This is a genomic window from Fusobacterium perfoetens (assembly GCF_021531595.1).
In the GTDB taxonomy this organism is placed as follows: Bacteria; Fusobacteriota; Fusobacteriia; order Fusobacteriales; family Fusobacteriaceae; genus Fusobacterium_B.
Genome location: NZ_JADYUD010000016.1, coordinates 15,782 through 32,445 on the forward strand (window position 1 = coordinate 15,782; position 16,664 = coordinate 32,445).

At 29.6% G+C, this 16,664-nt stretch carries 11 protein-coding genes and 3 tRNA genes; all 14 read left to right on the forward strand.

All coding sequences use genetic code 11. The features are described from left to right. Nucleotides 1–7: 7 nt before the first annotated feature. Nucleotides 8–2,017: a sodium-translocating pyrophosphatase gene (locus tag I6E17_RS08560; RefSeq protein ID WP_176829511.1), complete on the forward strand. Its 2,010-nt coding sequence runs from the start codon at nt 8–10 to the stop codon at nt 2,015–2,017. A gap of 78 nt (nt 2,018–2,095) precedes the next feature. Continuing rightward, a complete protein-coding gene (locus I6E17_RS08565) occupies nt 2,096–2,473 on the forward strand; it encodes a DUF5684 domain-containing protein (protein WP_176829510.1) in 378 nt (125 codons plus the stop codon). A 434-nt stretch (nt 2,474–2,907) separates the two neighbouring features. Next, nucleotides 2,908–3,735: an NAD(P)H-dependent oxidoreductase gene (locus I6E17_RS08570; protein ID WP_235236730.1), complete on the forward strand. Its 828-nt coding sequence runs from the start codon at nt 2,908–2,910 to the stop codon at nt 3,733–3,735. Between the two features lie 15 nt (nt 3,736–3,750). After that, a complete protein-coding gene (locus I6E17_RS08575; RefSeq protein ID WP_176829508.1) occupies nt 3,751–4,341 on the forward strand; it encodes a DNA-3-methyladenine glycosylase in 591 nt (196 codons plus the stop codon). Nucleotides 4,342–4,610: 269 nt separating this feature from the next. Then, entirely contained in the window at nt 4,611–9,455 is a 4,845-nt protein-coding gene (locus I6E17_RS08580; RefSeq protein WP_235236732.1) for an alpha-2-macroglobulin family protein, read from the forward strand. Continuing rightward, entirely contained in the window at nt 9,455–11,716 is a 2,262-nt protein-coding gene (pbpC, locus tag I6E17_RS08585) for a penicillin-binding protein 1C (protein ID WP_235236734.1), read from the forward strand. Before I6E17_RS08580 ends, pbpC begins: the two co-directional genes overlap by 1 nt. Before the next feature lie 145 nt (nt 11,717–11,861). After that, nucleotides 11,862–12,068: a 50S ribosomal protein L31 gene (rpmE, locus tag I6E17_RS08590; RefSeq protein ID WP_176829505.1), complete on the forward strand. Its 207-nt coding sequence runs from the start codon at nt 11,862–11,864 to the stop codon at nt 12,066–12,068. Between the two features lie 57 nt (nt 12,069–12,125). Further along, entirely contained in the window at nt 12,126–12,752 is a 627-nt protein-coding gene (upp, locus tag I6E17_RS08595) for a uracil phosphoribosyltransferase (protein WP_176829504.1), read from the forward strand. A gap of 164 nt (nt 12,753–12,916) precedes the next feature. Then, nucleotides 12,917–13,000, forward strand: a tRNA-Ser gene (locus I6E17_RS08600). A gap of 2 nt (nt 13,001–13,002) precedes the next feature. After that, a tRNA-Ser gene (locus I6E17_RS08605) sits at nt 13,003–13,095 on the forward strand. Between the two features lie 48 nt (nt 13,096–13,143). Further along, a tRNA-Arg gene (locus tag I6E17_RS08610) sits at nt 13,144–13,220 on the forward strand. A 420-nt stretch (nt 13,221–13,640) separates the two neighbouring features. Continuing rightward, on the forward strand, nt 13,641–14,831 hold the full coding sequence (megL, locus tag I6E17_RS08615) for a methionine gamma-lyase (RefSeq protein WP_176829503.1): 1,191 nt from the start codon (nt 13,641–13,643) through the stop codon (nt 14,829–14,831). 109 nt (nt 14,832–14,940) lie between these two features. Further along, the gene (locus I6E17_RS08620; protein WP_235236737.1) at nt 14,941–15,759 is read left to right on the forward strand and encodes an EFR1 family ferrodoxin; all 819 of its coding nucleotides are present in this window, start codon (nt 14,941–14,943) and stop codon (nt 15,757–15,759) included. Nucleotides 15,760–16,024: 265 nt separating this feature from the next. After that, nucleotides 16,025–16,660 (forward strand): bifunctional 2-keto-4-hydroxyglutarate aldolase/2-keto-3-deoxy-6-phosphogluconate aldolase, encoded by a 636-nt coding sequence (locus tag I6E17_RS08625; RefSeq protein ID WP_176829501.1) that lies wholly within the window; start codon nt 16,025–16,027, stop codon nt 16,658–16,660. The last annotated feature ends 4 nt before the right edge of the window (nt 16,661–16,664 follow it).

Consider the following 16,664-nt stretch of genomic DNA (forward strand, 5'->3'; position numbering starts at 1 on the left):
AATAAAAATGGAACAATTTATGTATCTTGGAATAGTAGCTGGAATCATTGCTCTAGCAGCAGCATTCTACTATTCTAAAAAAGTGGAAAGTTATGAAATTAACATTCCAAGAGTAGCGGAAATAACAGACGCTATCAGAGAAGGAGCTATGGCATTCCTTGTAGCTGAATACAAAATTCTTATATGGTTTGTAATAATCGTAGGAGCAGCACTTGGAATATTCATTTCTGTAAATACAGCAATTGCTTTCGTATTAGGAGCTTTAACATCTGCTCTTGCTGGAAATATTGGAATGAGAATAGCTACTAAAGCTAACGGAAGAACTTCAATAGCAGCTAAAGAAGGAGGGCTTGCAAAAGCTCTTGATGTGGCATTTGCCGGTGGAGCTGTTATGGGACTTTCAGTTGTTGGATTAGGTATGTTAATGCTTTCTTTATTAATGTTAATAATGGGAAAAGACGCAGTTGCATTTACTGATATCACAGGATTTGGTATGGGTGCTTCTTCAATAGCTCTTTTTGCAAGAGTTGGTGGAGGAATTTATACTAAAGCTGCTGATGTTGGTGCTGACTTAGTTGGTAAAGTTGAAGCAGGAATTCCTGAAGATGACCCAAGAAACCCAGCTACAATAGCTGACAATGTTGGAGACAATGTTGGAGACGTTGCAGGAATGGGTGCTGACCTTTTTGAATCTTATGTTGGATCAATAATAGCAGCAGTTACTTTAGGATTTTTATCATATGAGTCTACAGGTATCTTAGGATATGCAGTTGCTCCAGTAATTTTATCAGCTTTTGGTATCATTGCATCTATAATAGCAACAGTTACAGTAAAAACTGATGATCCTACAAAAGTTCATGCTAAATTAGAAGGTGGAACAAGAATAGCTGGTATCTTAACAATAATCGCTTCATTTGGAATTATTAAATATTTACAAATGCCAATGGGTGTATTTGGAGCTATCGTAGCAGGACTTGTAGCAGGAATCTTAATTGCTTACTTTACAGGAATCTATACAGATACAGGTAAAACAGCAGTTAACAGAATTTCTGATGCAGCTTCTACAGGAGCAGCAACAGCTATTATAGAAGGATTAGCAGTTGGTATGGAATCAACAGTTGCTCCAATAGTTGTTATTTCTGGTGCAATTTTAGTAGCATTTAAATCAGCTGGATTATACGGAATTGCTATAGCAGCAGTTGGAATGTTAGCAACTACAGGAATGGTAGTAGCAGTTGATGCTTACGGACCAGTTGCAGACAATGCTGGTGGTATTGCTGAAATGTCAGATCTTCCTCATGAAGTTAGAGAATGTACAGATAAACTTGATGCAGTTGGAAACTCAACAGCAGCAGTTGGTAAAGGATTTGCAGTTGGATCTGCAGCTCTTACAGCTCTTTCTCTATTCGCTTCATACAGAGAAGCAGTTAATAACTTAACAGCTGACGAATTAAGAATAGATGTAACTAATCCGGATGTAATCGTTGGATTATTTATTGGAGGAATGTTAACATTCTTATTCTCTGCATTAACTATGACAGCAGTTGGTAAAGCAGCTATGGAAATGGTTGAAGAAGTTAGAAGACAGTTCAGAGAAATGCCTGGAATTATGGAAAGAAAAGTTAAACCTGATTATAAAAAATGTGTTGAAATTTCAACTCACTCTTCATTAAAACAAATGATCGTTCCTGGACTTTTAGCAATTATTGCTCCAGTAGTAGTAGGATTATGGTCAGTTGAAGCTCTTGGAGGATTACTTGCAGGTTCTCTTGTTACTGGTATCTTAATGGCTATCATGATGGCAAATGCTGGAGGAGCTTGGGATAACGGTAAGAAACAAATTGAAGGTGGATACAAAGGTGACGGTAAAGGTTCTGACAGACATAAAGCTGCAGTTGTTGGAGATACAGTAGGAGATCCATTCAAAGATACATCTGGACCAGCACTAAACATCTTAATAAAACTAATGACTATAGTTTCTCTAGTATTAGTTCCATTATTTGTTAAATTTATCTAATAGTAAATTAATATAAAAATAAAACGATGCATTAAGGTGCATCGTTTTTTCTATAAAAAATTATTAAGGAGATATGAAATGTTGGGATTAATGATATTTATATTAGTATCAGCAGGATTATGGAAAATTTTTGAAAAAGCTGGAATAAAAGGTTGGAAAGCTTTAATTCCTTTTTATAATGGCTATGTTTTGATAACAGAAGTTGCAGGAAAACAGTGGTGGTATTTCTTATTTTTATTTATTCCTGTTGCTAATTTTATAGTTATGATAATAATAAATATAGAAGTAGCTAAGGCATTTGGAAAATCAACTTTATATGGAATACTTGGACTTTCATTTCTTGCATTTATCTTTTATCCTCTTCTTGGTTTTGGAGATGCAGTTTATAAAAGAAAATTTAGAGAAGAAAAAAATTCTGAAGTTGTAGATGAAACTTTATATGTTGATGAGAAATAAGAATGTTGCTTTTGAAAAAATTTGAGAAAATAAAAATTTTTTAAACTTTTTTTTATAAAGAATCGTCATAAATGTGTAATAAAAGTAATTCATAATAAAAGATTTCTCTTCCTTGAAGTCTTTTAAAAATTTCTCAAAATTCTCAAAATTTTCTCAAAAAAATATAAAAATAAAAATCGGGTACTTTTGTATCTGATTTTTATTTTTTTGAACAAAAAAATTAAAAAAATAAAAAATTTTTTAAACTTTTTTTTATAGAGCATCGTCTTAAAAGTATAATAAAAGTGATAATAATTTCTCCCCAACCAAGCAGACTGAATACAGTTTGCTTTTTCTCATTTTTTGGCAAAATTAGAATACTTTGAAAATTTAAGTTTTATAAGTTATAATAAAAAGCAGAGAGCACAAAAATTAAATAAATATAGGAGAAAGTTATGAAAAAATTATTAATTCTGTTTTTTACATTTATTACTGTTTTAAGCTATTCAGAAACAACCAATCCTAAAGAAGCTGATATTGTAACTTCAGCATCAATAGTACCTGGAAAATATGTAGAAGAATATATTCCTAAAGGATTTACAGATTCAGATTCAAAAAAAGTTTTATTTGTAGTAGGAGATTTAAGACATAACAGTATAACTTTTGATATGGCTTATACAGCAATGAAGTTTTTTGAAGATAATGGAATGGAAGTAACTCTTCGTGATCTTTATGAGATGAACTGGAATCCTGTTCTTTCAATGGATGAATTTTATTATCAGAAAGATGGAACAGGAGAGCCTAAAGAAGATGTAGCTTATGAACAAAATTTAGTTAGTCAGGCAGATTACATAGTATTTGTTTATCCAAACTGGCATGATACTCAAAATACTATGGTAAAAGGATATCAGGAAAGAGTTTTTGCTAAAAAATTTGCTTATGAAGATGGAACAAATGGAGGAATTAATGGCCTTTTGAAAGGAAAGGGAATATTTACTATAATGAACTGTGGATTTTTAGGTGGAGGAAGAGGATTTATAAATGATGGTGCAGGAATAGATGATAAAAGATGGAATTCATATATGAAAGCATTTAAAGTTCTTGATGATGATACAGCACAGTTCTGGGGAGCAGAAAATTGTGGAAGATTTGTAAATGATCTTTATCCAAGAAATAATTCTGAAAATTATAAAGAAAATCTTGAAAAGTTAAGAGCAGATTTAAGAAAATATTTAAAAGAAACTTTTATAGAGGGAAAGAGACCTAAAAAATCATTCTTCTAAAAGAAGGAGATACAAATGCGTATACAGAGAGAATTTTATTTAAAAGATGCTGTTACATTAGGAAGGGAACTTCTTGGAAAGATAATTGTGAAAAAAAGAGAAGATGGGCGTATTTTTAGTGGAAGAATAACAGAAACAGAAGCATATATGGGAACAGAAGATAAAGCAAGTCATTCTTATGGAGGAAGAAAAACTAAGAGAACAGAAATAATGTATAAAGAGGGAGGGCATTCTTATGTTTTTCTTATTTATGGAATGTATGAATGTTTTAATGTAACTGTTGCTTCAGAAGGAAATCCTCAGGCAGTTCTTATAAGAGGAATTGAGCCTTTAGAGAATAAAGAAATTATGGCTTGTGAAAGAAAAGTAAAAAAAGAAAAAGATATATCAAATGGACCAGGAAAGCTTACTAGAGCTCTTGGAATAACGAGAGAAGATAATGGTGAAGATTTAGTAACAAGTAATAAAATTTGGCTTGAAGATGACGGCTATACACCAAAATCTATAGTAGAAACAGTGAGGATAGGAATAGATTATGCAGAAGAATATGCATTAAAGCCTTGGAGATTTTATATAAAAGATAATATATTTGTTTCTAAGAAATAAAACTAGAATTATGTAAAAATAGAATAATATAGATAATTTATAAAATGAGCGAGTACAGTAAAAAAGTACTCGTATTTTTTTATATTTTTATGATAAAAGTGAGGTAAAATTTCATAGTGAAGTAAGGTGGAATGAAATATTTAAAATTATTTATTAAAAAGTAAAATAACTTTTATTTGATAAAAAACAGTTTGTAAGGTATAACCAAAGTAAAGGAGAATTTAAAAAATGTTTAAATGAAATTTCTTTATTTTTGAAGGAGGATATTTATGAAGAAAATATTATATATATTTTTTATGATTATAATGCTTGGATGTGGTAAAGAACCAGAGCAAAAGGAAGTTATTACAGAAAAAAATTATAAGGTATCTGAAATTACTGCAGAGGGAAAAGAATCTTCAGAAAATAAAAAAGAAAAAGAGTTTAGCTTTGTTGGAATTAAAACTTATTTAAGTGGTAAGCCAAGAATAGAAATAGAATTTAATGAAGATATTAAGGAAGAGAATATAGATGCATATGTTAATATTTCTCCTGAAGTCTCTTACAATGTGCTTACAGACAAAAATAAAATAATAATAAATGGTAATTTTAAAGCAGGAAATAGTTATAAAATTGAAGTTTTGAAAGAATTAAAAAGTTTAAAGGGAAATTCTCTTAAAGAAAATATTGTAAAAGAAGCTATTTTTAATGAAATAGAACCTAAAATTGTATTTTCAAATCAAGGAATAATTTTACCAGCCTCAGAAAATAAAAAAATAGCTTTTAAATCAGTAAATGTAAAAAAAATAAATTTAAAAATAAAGAAAGTTTATGAAAATAATATAACACAGTTTCTTCAGGAATTAGTTTTTAAAGGAAATGGAAATATATTTGACTATAATGTTGAAAATGAATTTTATAAAGTAGGAGATACTGTTTTTGAAAAAGATTATGAACTTAATTCAGAGAAGAATATTTGGAAGCAGACAGAAATAGAGCTTGGAAATCTTGTTGATAATAGAGGAATATTTATAGCAGAAATTTCTTTTGATGAAAAAGGAATAGACTATACTTTTCCTGAAGGAACAGATTCATGGCAGAAATATGCTCTTATAAGAAATAATGGGAAAATAGGAAAAGCTATTCTTCTTTCTCATATGGGAATTACAGCTCAAAAAGAAAAGGAAAAAACAACAGTAACTGTTATTGATGTATTAAAGAACGAGCCTATAAAAAACATTGATGTAAAAATTATAACTTTTAATAATCAAATAGCATATGAAGGAAAAACAGACAGTAAAGGAGAAATCTCTTTTGAAAATAAAGAAAATATGATGTATGTGCTTGCTGAAAAAGGAGAAGAAAAATCAATTTTAAAGTTTAGTGATTCTCAGCTTTCTTATGATGGGTTTGCTGTTGATGGAATGTTTGCTTCTGAAGGAATAAAAGCATTTATATATACAGACAGAGGAATTTATAGACCTGGAGATGAAGTATACATATCTTTTATTGCAAGAAATAGCAAGGAAGAATTTCCAGAAAATCACCCAGTAAAAATAAATGTTTATTCTCCAACAGGTAAAAAGTTTATAGAAGATAATATTATAAAAAATGGAAAAGATGGTTTCTACACATATTCATTTAAAACAAATATAGATTCAGAGACAGGAATTTGGAGAGTAGAAGCAGAAATAGGAAGTCAGAAATTTGTAAAAGATATTTCTATAGAAACAATAGTTCCTTATAAAATAAAATCAGAAATTTCTGCTCCTGAAAAAATAGATATAAATGAAAATAAAACTTTTACAGTTGATATAAAATCAGAATATCTTTTTGGTGCTCCTGCAGAGAATTTAAAATTTAATACAGAAATTGATGTAAGAGAAAAAAATATAAATTTTGAAAAATATAAAAATTATATATTTAAAAATCCTACTTCTTACAGTTATTATTACAGAGATTATAAAGAAGGAATCCTTAATGAAAAAGGAGAAGGAAAGGTAGAATTTAATATTTCTCAAATAGCTCCTAAAAATATAAATCTTATAGGAATAATTACAACAAAAGTAATAGAAACAGGAGGAAGACCTGTGATAAATAAAGTTCCTGTATCATTTAATAAGTTTGATACATATGTAGGAATAAAAATTCCTGAAAGCACATATATAAAAAAAGGAGACAATCTTAATCTTGAAGTTATAGCAGTATCAGAAGATGGAGAAAAACTTTCAGAAGGAAGAAAACTTATTTACAGAGTATATAAGAATGAATATTCTTGGTGGTGGGATTATGACAGCTATAATTCTTTTATAAGATCTATAAAGACAGATAGAAATACAGTTCTTGTTTATGAGAAAGAATTTACTTCACAAGATAAACCTTATATTATAGATTATACTCCAGATGGAGAAGGTGAAGTATTTGTAGAAGTTGAAGATATGGAAACAGGTCAGAGTACAGGAATAAATCTTTATTTAAGTACATGGCAGGATTCAGCTATAAATAATAAAATTGATAAATTGAAAATAGAAACTGATAAAAAAATATATACAGCAGGTGAAACAGCTAAAATTACTTTTGAAGGAACAAAAGGAGCAAAAGCACTTATTACAACAGAAAAATCAGGAAAAGTTATTGACAGAAAATGGATTGATGCAGAAAATTTAAAAAATATACATGAATTTAAAGTTACGGAAGATATGTTTCCTAATGCTTATGTATCAGTAACTTTATTCCAAGACTATAGCAACTCTGATAATGACAGGCCATTAAGACTTTACGGAGCAGTTCCTATTATTGTAGAAGATAAAAGTACAAAACTTAATATAGAAATAGAAACTCCTGAGGAAATAAGACCAAATGAAGAATTTACAGTGAAAGTAAAAAACAAAGAGAAAGAAAAAATGAACTATACTGTCGCTGTAGTAGATGAAGGTCTTCTTGATATAACAGGATTTGACACTCCTAATCCTTGGAAATATTTTTATCAGAAAGAGGGAATGCAAGTATATTTTTATGATAATTATTCTGAAATCATGGGAAGAATAACAGGAAAGGTTCATCAAATATTAAAAACAGGAGGAGATAGTTTTATAAATGAGGCAGCAAGTCTTAAAACTTTAGCAAGAGCAAAAGAGATGGGCCTTGAAAATGTTCAAAGATTTAAACCTGTGGCTATGTTTAAAGGAGTTCTTACTTCTGATGAAAATGGAGAGGGAACTATAAAATTTACAATGCCTAATTATATGGGTGCAGTAAAAGTTATGGTAATAGGTACATCTGGAAAGAAATATGGAAGTGCAGATGCTGAAATTGTAGTAAAAGCTCCAGTTGTAACAGAGGCAGTTTTTCCTCGTACACTTAAAGCAGGAGACGAATTTGAAATTCCTGTTTCTGTTTTTGCCTTAGAAGATAATGTTGGAAAAATAAAAATAAATTTAAGTTTTATGGGAAAAGAAGAAAAAGAAACAGTTATTCTTAATAAAAAAGGCAGAGAGACAATATATTTTCATTTAAAAGTTGGTCAGAAAATAGGAAGTGAAAAAATAAAAATATCTGCTGTGTCAGATAAATATAGTTATGAAGAAGAAACAAATATAAATATTAATTCAAATAATCCATATCTTTATATAAATAAAACAGAAATTTTAGAAAAAGAAAAAGAGATAGTTTTCACTCAGCCTTCAGATTATATAGAAGGAAGTGTAAAAGGAAGCTTAACTATTTCTAAGACCCCTATTATTGCAGCAGATCAAAGATTAAGTCAGCTTATAAGGTATCCTTATGGTTGTGGTGAACAGACAGTCTCAGCAGCTTTTCCTCAGATTTATATTGATATACTTACAAACAATAATAAATTTGACAGAAAAGAAATAACAGGAAATGTAAATGCAGCTATAGGAAAACTTATAAGACATCAGCTTTATGACGGATCTTTTTCATATTGGGCAGGAGGAGATACAGATATATGGGTAACAAATTATACAGGACATTTTCTGACTGAAGCCAAAGAAAAAGGATACTATGTTCCTGAAGATATATATAATAAGTGGCTGTCTTTTGCTAAAAGAATGGTAAGAGATTCAGAAATAAATATTACAGAAAAAGTATATGCTCTTTACATTCTTGCATTGAGTGAAAATCCTGAAATAAGTCAGATGAATTTAGTATATGAAAATTATTTAGATAAACTTAATCTTACAAGTAAATGGTATCTTGCAGCAGCATATAAACTTATAGGAGAAAATAAAATTGCTGAAGAAATAGCAGAAGGACTTAAAGTTATGCCAGAGAAAGAAGATGATGATTATTACAGATACAGTTATGGTTCTGAATTTAGAGATAAAGCTGTAATTCTTAATTGTTATTATACAATTTATGAAAAACCTGAAGAAAATCTATATAAGGAAATTTTAAAAACACTTCAAAGCAATCAATGGCTTTCTACACAAAGTGTGGGGTATTCTCTTATGACTTTGGCGAAGATGACAGAAACAAAAGATAAGGGAGTTTCAGGTTTAATAATTATTGATGGCATAGAAGAGAAATTTAAAACAGAAGATGAAAGATTTGTATATAATATTCCTGCAGAAGTTAAGCAAATAAAAATAAAACCAGATGAAAATGTTTTTATTAATTATTATTGGGAAGGTGTTCCTGTAAATTATCAGGGAGAAAATATTTCTGAAAATATAAAACTAGAGAGAAATTATTATGATATAAACGGAAATAAAATAAGTCCTGAAATTCTTTCACAAGGAGATACATTCTGGATAGAGATAAAATTAAAATCTGCTGACGATGTTGAGAAATATATGTATATAAATGATGTTGCACTCACTCAAATTCTTCCTACAGGATGGGAAATAGAAAATATAAGAGCAACAGGAGGAGCATATCCTAAATGGGTGCAAGAAAGAACAGAAGATACATATGTAGAATATGAGGATATAAGAGATGACAGAGTGATGTGGTTCTTTGATTTTGATAACTATAATTCAAAAAGAGCTGTTTTCTTTGTTAAAGTGAATGCTGTTACAAAGGGGAAATTTGATTTTCCAGGAACAAAGGCAGAAGCTATGTACAATGAAAATTATCAGGCATATCTAAAAGGTTTCAGAGTAGAGGTAAAATAATGAAAATATTATTTAAAATGGCATTACTTGTCATTGTTATCATATTTATATTTACATGTGGATTTTATATAAACTTTGATGCGAAGAGTGCAGAAAAAATTTTTGAGGACAGATACAGTGTATCTGTCCTTGATAATAAAGGCAGTATAATAGGAGTGCATCTCAATAAAAATGAACAGTGGCATTTGAAAAGTTCAGAAAAGATTCCAGAAAAATTAAGAATAGCAGTAACTGTCTTTGAAGATAAAAATTTTTATTCTCATAGTGGAATAGATTTTTTTGCAGTTACAAGAGCTTTTTATAATAATTTTAAAGATGGCAGAAGAACAGGAGCAAGTACAATAACAATGCAGGCAGCTAAAATGCTTGAACCTAAAAAAAGAACATATTTAAATAAATATCTTGAAATGATTCAGGCATTAAAATTGGAAAGATATTTTACAAAGGATGAAATATTAAGAATGTATCTTAATAATGCCCCTTATGGAGGGAATGTTGTAGGATATAAAACAGCATCATATATGTATTTTCAAAAAAGTCCTCAAGAGCTTACTTGGGGAGAGGCTTCTCTTTTAGCAGTTCTTCCTAATTCTCCTGGACTTATGAGTATTGACAGAAACAGAGAAAAGCTTATAGAAAAAAGAAATAATCTCTTAAAAAAACTTTATGAAAAAAAATATATAAGTGAAAAACAGTTCAGTATATCTATAAAAGAACCTGTACCTGAGAAAAAATATGCTTTTAAATCTATAGCACATCATCTTGTAAGACGGCTTATAAATGAAAACCAAGAAGAAAAAATAATAAAAAGTACAATAAACAGCGAACTTCAGGAAGAAGTGGAAGAAATTGTAGAAGATTATTCAGAATTTCTAAAACTTCAGGGAATAAAAAATGCAGCTGTGCTTATTATCAATAATAAAAATTATGAAGCAGAAGTATATATAGGTTCACAGAATTTTTATGATTTTGAAAATAATGGTCAAGTAGATGGAATAACAGCTTTAAGATCAACAGGATCTCTCTTGAAACCTTTTCTATATGCAAAAATAATAGATGATGGAAAAGCAGCTCCTCAATCAAAGATACCAGATGTACCTTTATATTTTTCAAATTTTACTCCTCAGAATGCAGATAAGAAATACAGAGGAATGGTAGAGATGCAAGATGCTCTTATAAAATCTCTCAATATTCCTTTTGTACATCTTTTAAAAGAGTATGGAGAAGAGAGATTTTTTTACTTTTTAAAAGAGATACTGGGGTTTAATGATAGTGATCCTTCAAAATATGGACTTTCTCTTATTCTTGGAACAAAAGAATTCAGCATGGAAAATATGGGAAAGCTTTATGCAGGACTTGCTAATTATGGAAAATTTAGAAATATAAAATATATCAAAGAAAGTCAAAAAGAAAATACAGAGAATTTTATAACAGAAGGAGCATCTTATCTTACACTTGAAGCAATGAAAAAGCTTGAAAGACCAGGAATGGAAAGGCTGTATAAAGAAAAAAATCCTGTATCTTGGAAAACAGGAACAAGTAACGGAAGAAGAGATGGCTGGGCAGCAGGAGTAACACCTGAATATACAGTTATTGTATGGACAGGAAATTTTACAGGAGAGGGAAATCCTAATCTGACAGGAGTTTATAGTGCTGGAAATCTTATGTTTGATATTTTAAAAATACTTCCTAGGAAAGAAAGAGAATTTAGAAAACCATATTCTTTAAAAAAAATTAAAATTGATGCAGAAACAGGATATAGATTGAAATATGATGTTCCTTGGGAAGAAATATATTATCCTGAAGATGCAGTTCCTTTAAGAGTATCTCCTTATTATAAAAAAATTTACATAAATAAAAAAGGAGAAGAAATAGATTCAAGAGACAGCAGTTTTCAAGAGAGAAGAGAGAAAATAATTTTGAATTATCCTACAGAAGTTATAAATTATTTTGTGAAAGAGAATTTAGATGTATCTAATATTTTTAATAGAAAATTTCTTGAAAAGAGTTTAAAATTTATTTATCCTTCAAATAACTTAAAAATAATTATACCTAAAGATTTTGATGGAGAAAAAAGTATTATTGTAAAAATTGCAAATTTAAAAAATCAGGAACTTTATTGGTATATAAATAAAGAATACATAGGAAAGGATTTTGATGGAGAAAAAAAGTTTAATTTAAAAAAAGGAAAGTATGAAATAAAAGTTGTGTCCTCTGAAGGAGAAACAGCTAAGGTAAATTTTGAGATAACAGATAAGTAATAGTTTTTTAAATTAAAATAAAAACTTCAGAAAATTTTATTATTTATAAAAATAAAAGCATATAAAAATAGTTGCAAAAACATTGAAAATATGATACAATGCTTTGTGAATTTATAAGTTAATTATCGAAGGTGGTGAAAACAGAATGAAAAAAGGAATACATCCTGAGTATAAAGTTGTGACAGTTGAATGTACTTGTGGAGAAAAATTTGAAACAAGATCAACTTATGCAAAAGGTGACTTAAAAGTTGCTGTTTGTTCTAAATGTCATCCATTCTACACTGGAAAAGCTAAGTTCTTAGATACAGCTGGTAGAGTTGACAAGTTCAACAAAAAATACAATATCAAATAGAAAACAGGACAAATGTCCTGTTTTTTTATAAATAAGAATATACAAGGAGGAAAAATTATGGCAGTTGTAGAAATCAAACACCCTTTAATTGAGCACAAACTTACTTATCTTAGAGATAAAAATACAGATACTAAAACTTTTAGAGAGAATCTGAATGAGATAGCTAAGCTGATGATTTACGAAACAACAAAAGATTTAGAATTAGAAGAGATTGAAGTGGAAACTCCAATAATGAAAACAAAGGCGGGAGTATTAAAGGATAAAGCAGTTGCTATAGTTCCTATATTAAGAGCAGGACTTGGAATGGTTGACGGAATACTTTCTCTTATTCCTACAGCAAAAATAGGACATATAGGAGTATATAGAAACGAAGAAACTTTACAACCTGTTTATTATTACTGTAAACTTCCTGTGGATATTCAGGATAGAAAAGTTATTCTTGTAGATCCTATGCTTGCAACAGGTGGATCTGCAATATATGCGATAGATTATTTAAAAGAAAGAGGAGTAAAAGACATAACATTTATGTGTCTTATATCTGCTCCAGAAGGTGTTGCTAAAGTTCAAGAGGCACATCCAGATGTATCAATTTATACAGCTAAAATAGATGAAAGACTTAATGAGCATGGATATATTGTTCCAGGACTTGGAGATTGTGGAGATAGAATATTTGGAACAAAATAATAAAAAATAGTAAAAAATATAAAAATTTCTTTTGTAGATTTTATCAAAGATGGACTTTTATTTTAAAGGCTTATTAGCTGGAAGTGCCATCAATAAAGAAAAAAATAAAAAAAATGGGATAAAATATTGACAAAATGAAAGGCTTATGATAAACTTATTGAAGTGGAGAGTTATCCTAACTGGTAAGGAACCGGTCTTGAAAACCGGCGCCGTAAGGCTTTAGAGTTCGAATCTCTAACTCTCCGCCAGTGGTGAAGTGGCAGAGTGGCCTAATGCACTCCCCTGCTAAGGGAGAGTACCGATTAAACCGGTACCGAGAGTTCAAATCTCTCCTTCACCGCCAGTTTGACAATTAAAAGGTAGAAAATAATCTACCTTTTTTTTTATAAATGTACCTGTAGCTCAATTGGATAGAGCACTTGACTACGGATCAGGGTGTTGGGGGTTCGATTCCTCTCAGGTACGCCATTTTGATAAAAATAGTTTAAAATTTATTTTTAAACTATAAAGATAGAGAGCCGCTTCTTTAATGTGAAGCGGTTTTTATTTTTTTAAAAATTGTAAAAAATATTATGGAAATAGCTGTATTATAACAGTGAGTGAATATAAAAAAATAGCTGTTTTTTTATTATAAATATTTTAAAAATAAGAAATTATAGAAAATATAGTCAACTGTTATGGAACAGCTAGGTTTGACAAAATTCAAAAATAATATTATAAATAGAATATAAGATATACTTAAAACAAATCAAATGTGTTTTATTTATAATAATAAATCGTAATAAGTACATTAAAATATCAATACAAAAAAATCAGACCTGTTGTACAGAATGTGGAATTTTTATGTGGATATTGTAAGACGATGTTATATTTGAAGGAGGAAGGATTATGCACGATTTAAAAAACAAAGGAATAGGAACAAAAGCTATACACGGAGGACATACTAAAAATCCGTTTGGAACTTTAGCAACACCAATATATCAAACATCAACATTCGTATTTGATTCAGCTGAACAAGGAGGAAAAAGATTCGCCCTTGAAGAAGAAGGATATATCTACAGTAGATTAGGAAACCCTACAACAGCTGTTATAGAAGAAAAAATAGCTTTATTAGAACATGGAGAAATGGCAGCAGCTACTTCTTCAGGAATGGGAGCAATTTCATCTACTTTATGGACTTTATTAAAAGCAGGAGACCATGTAATTGCTGATACAACACTTTATGGATGTACATTTGCTTTATTAAGCCATGGATTAACTAAATTTGGTGTTGAAGTTGAATTCTTAAATACAGCAGATTTAGAAGCAGTTAAAAAAGCAATGAAACCTAACACAAGAGTTGTATACTTAGAAACTCCAGCAAACCCTAACTTAAAAATCACTGACATAGCAGAAATAGCTAAAATAGCTCATACTAACGAATATACAAAAGTTGTTGTTGACAATACATTTGCAACTCCATACAACCAAAATCCATTATTATTAGGAGCAGATGTTGTTGTTCACTCTGCAACTAAATATATAAACGGACACGGAGATGTTTTAGCAGGATTCGTAGTTGGAAGTAAAGAAATAGTAACTCAAGTTAAACTTGTTGGTATAAAAGATATGACTGGTTCTGTTCTTGGACCTCAAGAAGCTTACTATATTATAAGAGGAATGAAAACATTTGAAATCAGAATGGAAAGACACTGTGCTAATGCAATGAAAGTTGCTAAATGGCTTGCTGCTCATCCTAAAGTAGAAAAAGTTTACTACCCAGGATTAGAAGATCACGAAGGACATGAAATAGCTAAAAAGCAAATGAAAAACTATGGAGGAATCATGTCATTTGAACTTAAAGGTGGATTTGAAGCAGGTAAAGCACTTCTTAACAATGTTGAATTATGTGCACTTGCAGTAAGTTTAGGAGATACAGAAACTCTTATCCAACACCCTGCATCAATGACTCACTCTCCATATACAAGAGAAGAAAGACTTGCAGCAGGAATTACTGATGGATTAGTAAGATTATCTGTTGGTCTTGAAGATGTAGAAGATATTATTGCTGACTTAGAACAAGGATTAGCAAAAGCTTAATAATAAAAAGCCTACAAAACATGAATGTGTATATTTAAAAAGAAAAAGCAGGAAATAATTTTCCTGCTTTTTCTTAACTTAATTTATAATAAAAAGAACAGGAGGAAATATGAAAAACATATATGCAGCCTATTTCAGTGGAACAGGAACAACTAAAAAAACAGTAAATTTTATTGCAGAAAAGCTTTCAGAAAAGCTATCTTTATTGAAAAAAGAGTTTGATTTTACTCTTCCAGAGATAAGAAAAGAAGGAAAAAGCTTTGAAAAAGAAGATATAGTCATTTTTGGTGTACCTGTTATTGCAGGAAGAGTTCCAAATGTTCTTTTAAAATATTTAGAAACTGTAAAAGGAAATGGAGCTTTAGCAGTGCCAGTTGTACTTTTTGGAAACAGAGATTTTAATGATGCTCTTATGGAACTTTCTGAAATTCTTTTAACAAATGGATTTAAAACTATAGCAGCTGGAGCTTTTATAGGAGAACATTCATTTTCTAAAATTCTTGCAGCAGGAAGACCTGATAAAGAAGATATGAAAATAATGGAAAAGTTTTCAAATGAAATATATAAAAAAATAACTGATAAGAATTTTGATAAAAATATACCTGTAAAAATTACTCATGGAGAAAAGCCTTTTACATACTATAAACCTAAAGATGCAGAGGGAAATCATATTGATATAAGGAAAGTAATTCCTAAAACAAATATAAAACTTTGTGACAACTGTAAGATTTGTGCCAAGGTATGTCCTATGGGATCAATAGATTATAATAATCCTGAAATTATAACAGGAATATGCATAAAATGCTGTGCTTGCATAAAAAAATGCCATACAGGAGCAAAATATTTTGATGATAAAGGATATTTATATCATAAACAGGATTTAGAGAATAGATATAAAAGAAGAGCTGAACCAGAACTTTTTTATTAAATAAAATTTATAATTAAAAAATAATTTTCATGAGTTTCGTATATGAAACTCATGAAAAACATTATTTTTTCCTCAAAAGAAGAAAATGTAGTATTTTCAATAATCAAAAAAATTATATAAAAATATAAATTTCATATATGAAATTATTTTAAAGAACTTGAGATTGAAGTTTTTAAAATTTTAATGTAAAGTCATAATGTAAAAACAAAATATATACATAGAGCATATTTTTATATAATAAAAACTTATTTTCTTGGGAGGAAAAATGTTAAAAAAAAGTGAAACTTTAGAAAGAATAATTAATACAGGAATAGTGGCAGTAGTAAGAGCTGAAAGTATAGCAGAAGCAGTAAGAATTTCAAGTGCATGCATTGAAGGAGGAGTTCCTGCTATAGAAGTAACTTACACAGTTCCAGGAGCTACAGAAGTTATAAAAGCATTAAAAGAAACATTCCCTGCTGATAAATTAATAGTTGGAGCCGGAACAGTATTAGATGCAGCAACAGCAAGAATAGCTATTCTTGCTGGAGCTGAATATATAGTTTCTCCTGGATTTGATGAAGAAACAGCAAAAGTTTGTAATTTATATCAAATTCCATATATGCCAGGATGTATGACAATAACAGAAATGATGAAAGCTATGCATTATGGAGCTGATATTGTTAAATTATTCCCTGGAAGTGCTTTTGGGCCATCATTTGTTAAAGCTGTAAAAGCACCTTTACCACAAGCTAACATAATGCCTACAGGAGGAGTAAGCCTTGAAAATGTGGAAGAGTGGTTTAAAAATGGAGTTGTTGCAGTAGGAGCTGGAGGAAAACTTGCAACTGGGTCAAGTGAATCTATAACAGCAACAGCTAAAGCTTTTGTAGAAAAAATAAGAGAAATAAGAAATAAATAACAGG

Coding starts and splice junctions, on each gene's coding strand:
- I6E17_RS08560 (WP_176829511.1), top strand. CDS start 8: ATGGAACAATTTATGTATCTTGGAATAGTAGCTGGAATCATTGCTCTA.
- I6E17_RS08565 (WP_176829510.1), top strand. CDS start 2,096: ATGTTGGGATTAATGATATTTATATTAGTATCAGCAGGATTATGGAAA.
- I6E17_RS08570 (WP_235236730.1), top strand. CDS start 2,908: ATGAAAAAATTATTAATTCTGTTTTTTACATTTATTACTGTTTTAAGC.
- I6E17_RS08575 (WP_176829508.1), top strand. CDS start 3,751: ATGCGTATACAGAGAGAATTTTATTTAAAAGATGCTGTTACATTAGGA.
- I6E17_RS08580 (WP_235236732.1), top strand. CDS start 4,611: ATGAAGAAAATATTATATATATTTTTTATGATTATAATGCTTGGATGT.
- pbpC (WP_235236734.1), top strand. CDS start 9,455: ATGAAAATATTATTTAAAATGGCATTACTTGTCATTGTTATCATATTT.
- rpmE (WP_176829505.1), top strand. CDS start 11,862: ATGAAAAAAGGAATACATCCTGAGTATAAAGTTGTGACAGTTGAATGT.
- upp (WP_176829504.1), top strand. CDS start 12,126: ATGGCAGTTGTAGAAATCAAACACCCTTTAATTGAGCACAAACTTACT.
- megL (WP_176829503.1), top strand. CDS start 13,641: ATGCACGATTTAAAAAACAAAGGAATAGGAACAAAAGCTATACACGGA.
- I6E17_RS08620 (WP_235236737.1), top strand. CDS start 14,941: ATGAAAAACATATATGCAGCCTATTTCAGTGGAACAGGAACAACTAAA.
- I6E17_RS08625 (WP_176829501.1), top strand. CDS start 16,025: ATGTTAAAAAAAAGTGAAACTTTAGAAAGAATAATTAATACAGGAATA.